The following is a 541-nucleotide window of genomic DNA, read 5'->3' as shown; positions in this document are numbered from 1 at the left end:
ATATAGAACCGCTTGGTTATTTCTGTATTGGTAAACCTGCGACAAACTACGATAATCAACCCATGTTGCAGCAATTAAAGTGGAAACAAAAATCGGAAACTTTTGATTGTACCGAAATCAAAACTATAAATGAGAGTCTTATTCCGAAATTAGATTTTGATAATAAACCTAAAGTCGAAGTTAAAAGCTCTTTTAAAGAAGCGCTACAGCATAAAATCGATTCAAAAACTAAACCTATTGGAGCTTTAGGTATTTTAGAAAAGCTGGCATTCCAAATAGGAACAGTTTTTCAAACTCTGGAACCTGAGATTATAAAACCAAATATTGTTGTTTTTGCAGCAGACCACGGTATTGCCAATCATGGCGTGAGTGCTTATCCGCAAGATGTAACCCGACAAATGGTTGGTAATTTCCTAGAAGGCGGTGCAGCAATAAATGTTTTTTGTAAACAAAATAAAATTGAACTTTCTATCGTAGATGCTGGTGTAAATTATGATTTCCCTACAAATGCGAATTTAATTAATGCTAAAATTGCCAAAGG

At 34.2% G+C, this 541-nt stretch carries 1 protein-coding gene; it reads left to right on the top strand.

The annotated features are described in order from the left end of the window. The coding region (locus HF885_RS10250) for a nicotinate-nucleotide--dimethylbenzimidazole phosphoribosyltransferase (RefSeq protein WP_206109917.1) at positions 1 to 541 on the top strand (541 nt) is incomplete at both ends.

Source organism: Parafannyhessea umbonata (genome assembly GCF_012844235.1).
Taxonomy (GTDB): domain Bacteria; phylum Actinomycetota; class Coriobacteriia; order Coriobacteriales; family Atopobiaceae; genus Parafannyhessea.
This window is presented reverse-complemented; position numbering and strand designations above follow the sequence as displayed.